Source organism: Calidithermus terrae (genome assembly GCF_003574345.1).
GTDB classification, from domain to species: domain Bacteria; phylum Deinococcota; class Deinococci; order Deinococcales; family Thermaceae; genus Calidithermus; species Calidithermus chliarophilus.
The window spans coordinates 1-5110 of record NZ_QXDL01000252.1; the positions used below are offsets into that span (position 1 = coordinate 1).

Annotated in this window: 4 protein-coding genes and 1 tRNA gene; 1 reads left to right on the top strand and 4 read right to left on the bottom strand. The window is 69.1% G+C overall.

The genetic code is table 11. From position 1 onward, the window contains the following. Nucleotides 1-105: 105 nt before the first annotated feature. The 3 genes from Mterra_RS22570 to Mterra_RS18645 form a co-directional block, all read right to left on the bottom strand. On the bottom strand, nucleotides 106-255 hold the full coding sequence (locus tag Mterra_RS22570) for a hypothetical protein (protein ID WP_170159739.1): 150 nt from the start codon (nucleotides 253-255) through the stop codon (nucleotides 106-108). 49 nt (nucleotides 256-304) lie between these two features. Further along, on the bottom strand, nucleotides 305-1306 hold the full coding sequence (locus Mterra_RS18640; RefSeq protein WP_119316507.1) for a glycosyltransferase family 2 protein: 1002 nt from the start codon (nucleotides 1304-1306) through the stop codon (nucleotides 305-307). A gap of 324 nt (nucleotides 1307-1630) precedes the next feature. Further along, on the bottom strand, nucleotides 1631-2329 hold the full coding sequence (locus Mterra_RS18645; RefSeq protein ID WP_218022969.1) for an O-methyltransferase: 699 nt from the start codon (nucleotides 2327-2329) through the stop codon (nucleotides 1631-1633). A gap of 101 nt (nucleotides 2330-2430) precedes the next feature. Here Mterra_RS18645 and Mterra_RS18650 point away from each other — a divergent pair, with 101 nt between their 5' ends. Beyond that, a complete protein-coding gene (locus Mterra_RS18650) occupies nucleotides 2431-4746 on the top strand; it encodes a putative bifunctional diguanylate cyclase/phosphodiesterase (protein ID WP_119316509.1) in 2316 nt (771 codons plus the stop codon). Between the two features lie 239 nt (nucleotides 4747-4985). On the opposite strand, the gene Mterra_RS18655 is transcribed toward Mterra_RS18650, so the two are convergent. After that, nucleotides 4986-5061 (bottom strand) — tRNA-Gly (locus Mterra_RS18655). Nucleotides 5062-5110: the final 49 nt, after the last annotated feature.

The following is a 5110-nucleotide window of genomic DNA, read 5'->3' on the forward strand; positions in this document are numbered from 1 at the left end:
GGATGCGGCCTTCCTCGTCGATCTCGAGCACCAGGTCGTCGAGGTCGGTGTCGTCGGGCACTTCCAAACGCAGGGTCACAACGGCGTCAATTTCCATAAGTAACGCTAAGAATAGCCGCTCAGGCTGCGGGCCACGATCACCGAGGTGACCACGCCCACCAGGGCCATGAGCAGGTTGGCGGCGCCGTTCCACAGCCCGTTGCGCACGGCACGGGCGAGGCGGGCAGGGGGGGCGGGCGGGGAAATGTCGTTCATAAGACCTTGCGTGCGGGGCCCGGCGGGCCGGGAATAGGGGGAAAGGAGTTCAGGCCGGGCTGCGGCGGGCCCGGAAGGCCAGGTTCTCGGCGAGCTCCCAGAGCTTGGAGCGGATGCCGCGCGAGAGGGGCAGGTTGGCGATGAAGTGGGCGATGCGGATGCCCAGGCTCGGGTTGGGGTCGAGCCGGGCCGCCTTCACCAGGATCTCTTTGGCCTCTTCCTCCTGGTCGGCCTTGAGCAGGCGCTGGGCCAACGCCAGCATACGGCTGCGGAGGTTGGCGATGCGCTCGGCCTCGAGCTCGGGCGGGCAGCTCTCGGCCGCCGTCTCGAAGATGCGCACCTCCTCGCGCAGCCGGGGGATGATGTTCTTGTCGATGGTGTGGGACTGGGGGTGCTCGCGGAAGTAGGCCAGCTTCTCGGGCAGGTAGTACCCGACGGCCCCCCGGTTCATGATGTCAACCCAGAGCATGTAGTCGGGGGCGTAGTTGAAGCCCAGCCGGTAGAGGTGAGGATAGGGCTTGTACTGCTCGAAGAGCGAACGCCGCTGCAGCACGGTCTGGGCGAAGATGTAGTTGTTGCGGTAGAGCTCCTTGAGCGCGCGGTGCTTGCCCACGGAGGGCAGGTGGGCGAAGAGGTCCATGTACTCGAACAGCGGCTTGCCCTCGGGGTCAACCTTGTAGCCCGCGCAGTGCACGAAGGTGAGCTCGGGGTCGGCCTCAGCGATCGCCACGAGCTTGGAGAGCATGTTGGGCTCCCACCAGTCGTCGGCGGGGAGGATGATGACGTAGCGGCTGTCGGGGTGCATCAGCTCGTAGCAGCGGTTGTAATTGGGGGTCATGCCGATGTTCTCGGCGTTGCGGTGGTAGCGCACTCGAGGGTCGGCCAGGTACGGCGCCACTACCGCCTGGGTGTTGTCGGTGGAGGCGTTGTCGCTGATGATCAGCTCGATGTCCCCCAGGTCCTGCCCGAGTGCACTCTCGATGGAATGCGCGATGAATTTCGCGTAGTTATAAGTAGGCATCAAGATGCTCACCAAGGGGGCTTTCCTCATAAGCGCCACAACACTCCTCTCAGCCTAGAGCCTAGTCCTTGGCGCGTTAAGCTGCCGTTACCTGCTCCAGGGCACTGCCCCGGGGGATAAGCAACCGCCGGGGGAAGGAGACAGGTTTAGGAAGGCCCATGACCCGTGGCCTGTCGAGGGCCAAAGCGTCTCGCGTTTTGCGTTTGGCGTTTTGCGCCTTGCGTACGACGTACGACCCACGTTTAGCGTCTCGCGTCTTGCGTCCGGCGAACGCCGTACGCCCCGCCTGCAGCCCCCGTATCTGGCCCGATTATCGATATGTCGGGGTAACGCCCGGCATAACGCGGACGCGCCCTACGCCTCGGGGAGGACGAGGGCGAGGGCCAGGCCGTCGTAGCCCTTCGAGCCCACGGTCTGGATGGCGGTGGCGCTCAGGCGGGGCTCGGCGGCCACCTGCTCGTAGAAGCGGCGGATGCCCCGGACGCTGGGGTCGCGGCTCGAGCCCTCCAATACCGCCCCTGCGCGCACCACGTTGTCGGCGACGATCAGGCTGCCGGGGCGGGTGAGCTCGAGGGCCCAGCGCAGGTACTCAGCGGTGGAGGGCTTGTCGGCGTCGAGGAAGACCAGGTCGAAGGGGCCCTGCCCCTCGGCGGCGAGGCGGGGCAGGGTGTCGAGCGCCCGCCCCAGCCGCACCTCCACCACCCCCGCCAGGCCGGCCCGCTCGAGGTTGGCCCGCGCCGCCTCGGCGTGGCGGGGGTCGGCCTCGAGGGTGATCAGGCGCCCGCCCGGGGGCAGCGCCCGCGCCAGCCAGACGGTGCTGTAGCCGCCCAGCGTGCCGACCTCGAGGATGCGGCGCGCTCCCTGCAGCCGTGCCAGCAGCCACAGCAGCTTGCCCTGGTTGGGCGCGACGTGGATGGGCGGCAGGCCGGCCGCCGCGCTGGCCTCGAGCACCGCCTCCAGCACGGGGTCGGCGGGAACCAGCCGCTCGGCGATGTAGCGGTCCACCTCGCTCCACAGTTGCGGGTCGTGGCTCATGGCGCCTCGCCCCAGCATAAAGCGCTCAGGGGCTTCGGGAAGAAAATGAGAGTTACGGGCGATCGGGATGGTCGAAATCGCGAGCACCCTGCCTTTGAGTTATGTAAGGTACGGCTGAAGTGGAAGTACGTGCCCGGACCACGAGCTCCACCCAGATCGCGGCCGCCGTGCTGGCCGCGCTGGCGGCCGCGCACCTGCTGTGGACGGTGCTCCCGGCCTCCGCCCGCCCATGGGAATGGTTCGGGAGCGTCGTGCAGCCCCTGATCGGCCTGGTGGTCGTATGGCTGGTCTGGGAGAGCCGAGCCCACTACCCCCAGCGCCTCCACGGAGCCTGGACGCTGTACGCCCTGAGCCTGTCAACCTGGACGGCAGGGGACCTGCTGTACTACTCCTACGCCCTGGCGGCGGGTGAGGCCCCCTTCCCCTCCTGGGTCGATGGGGTCTACCTCCTCTACGCCCCGCTGCTCCTGGTGGCGATGTTCAGGTTCGCCCACCCACGCCCGTCGCAGTCCTGGGAACGCCTCCGGCTGCCGCTGGACGTCGGCACGGTGGTGACGGCCGTCGGGGCGTGCTTGTGGTACGCCTTGCTGGCCCGCACGGCCCAGCCCTACTTCGCCGACCCCCTGGGGCTGGGCGTGACCCTGGCCTACGCCTTCACCGACTTGCTGCTCGTCAGCGTGCTGCTCCTGCTCTTGTTGCGCACCTCGCCGTGGCTGCCGATCCCCACCGCGCTGTGGCTGGGGGTGGGGCTGGTGCTCAACATCGTGGCCGACGTCTGGTACACCGCGCTCGAGGCCAGCGAGGCCTACGGACCCGCCCACCCGGTGGACGTGCTGTACGTGCTGGCCCAGGGCGCCTTCGCCCTGGCGGCCCTGGCCGGCCGGGGTAAGCCCGCCCGTAGCCTGCCCTTCCCCCGGTGGCTGCGCCGCCTCTCCTGGTACCTGCCCTATGTGGCCGTGGCCGCGACCTACGGCCTGGTGGTGCTGGTTTACGGCCGGGACCGCGACGGGGCCACGGGGGCTTTGGTCAGCATGGGGCTGGTGACGCTGCTGGTGATCGTGCGGCAGGTGCTGGCCCTGCACGAGAACGACCGGCTCAACCAGGCCCTGCGGCTGTCGTCGGAGGAGCTCGAGCTGCGGGCGGCGGCGCTGTCGCACATGGCCCACCACGACCAGCTCACGGGCCTGGCCAACCGCACCCTCTTCGAAGCCCAGCTCAGGGAGGCCATCGCCCGGGCCGAGCGCGAGGACCACCTGGTGGGGGTGCTTTTCATCGACCTCGACCACTTCAAGGCGGTCAACGACACCCTGGGCCACGACGCGGGCGACGAGCTGCTCGTCGCCGTCGCCCAGCGCATCCGCGCCACGGTGCGGGCCTCCGACACCGTCGCCCGGCTGGGCGGCGACGAGTTCACGGTGGTGCTCAGCCAGCTCTCCGAGGCCAAGGCGGCGGAGCGGGTGGTGTCGAAGCTGCTGGGCGCCCTCTCGGAGCCTTTCACCGTGGCCGGGCGCTCCCTGTTCGTCACCGGCAGCATCGGCATCGCCCTCTACCCCCGCGACGGCCTCGACGCCTCCACCCTCCAGCGCCACGCCGACGCGGCGATGTACCAGGCCAAGGCCGCCGGCCGCAACGGCTTCCGGGTGTTCCGCCCGGAATACACCGCCCAGGCCCTGCAGCGCCTGGAGCTCGAGCAGGACCTGCGCAAGGCGCTGCACCAGGGCGAGCTCGAGGTGCACTACCAGCCGCAATTCTCCCTCGACGACCGCCGGGTCACCGGCGTGGAGGCCCTGCTGCGCTGGCGGCACCCCAAGCACGGGCTCGTGCTGCCGGCGCGCTTCATCCCCCTGGCCGAGGAGAGCGGCCTGATCGTGCCCATCGGGAGCTGGGTGCTGCAGCAGGCCTGCCGGCAGGCCGCCTCCTGGCGAACCCGCGTGGCGGTCAACGTCTCGGCCATCCAATTCTGCCGCGCCGACTTCGCGGACGTCGTGGCCTCCACCCTGGCCGAGACCGGCCTCTCCCCCCAGCAGCTCGAGCTCGAGCTCACCGAGAGCACCGTGATGCGCGACGCCGAGGAGTCGCTGCGCCAGCTCGAACGCCTGCAGGCGCTGGGCGTGCGCATCGCCATCGACGACTTCGGCACCGGCCACTCCTCGCTCGGGCTGTTGCGCTCCCTCCCCATCGACGCCGTCAAGATCGACCGCTCCTTCGTCGCCGGCCTGCCCACCTCCGCCAGCAACCTCGCCCTCGTACGCGCCATCCTGACCCTGGCCGAAGCCTTCGGGCTCGAGGTGGTGGCCGAAGGGGTGGAGACCGCGGTTCAGCAAGACACCCTCAGCCAGATGGGCTGCCACCTGGCCCAAGGCTACGCACTAGCCATGCCGGTGTCCGCGGAGGAGATGGGCAGGATCCTCGAGCGGGGCGACTCGAACTCCTAGGGCGCTCTGCAGCCCTTCACGAGGAACGGGCCGTAGGGTAGGCCAAGGCTCGGCGTCAAGGTCGCCACGGCCGCGTTCGGGGTAGGACGCGCCTCGAGGGAAAAGCACGATAAATTCCCCTGGGGTGGTTTTGACCAACCGGGCAACACGGCGGGTTCGCCCCCGCTCACGCCGCAGCCTCGTGGAGGGAGGGTTAAAAGCGAAATCCCCCACTCCGGGAGTGGGGGATCTATATCAAATGGAGCGGGAGACGAGACTCGAACTCGCGACCCCAACCTTGGCAAGGTTGTGCTCTACCGGCTGAGCTACTCCCGCACGCGCGGCGCGGGGCGCTGCGCGGGTGAAGGAAAAGGGAAAACCTCTG

Bases quoted from the DNA above. Each gene is read 5' to 3' on its own strand.
- Mterra_RS22570 (WP_170159739.1), bottom strand. From the start codon at position 255: ATGAACGACATTTCCCCGCCCGCCCCCCCTGCCCGCCTCGCCCGTGCC.
- Mterra_RS18640 (WP_119316507.1), bottom strand. From the start codon at position 1,306: ATGAGGAAAGCCCCCTTGGTGAGCATCTTGATGCCTACTTATAACTAC.
- Mterra_RS18645 (WP_218022969.1), bottom strand. From the start codon at position 2,329: ATGCTGGGGCGAGGCGCCATGAGCCACGACCCGCAACTGTGGAGCGAG.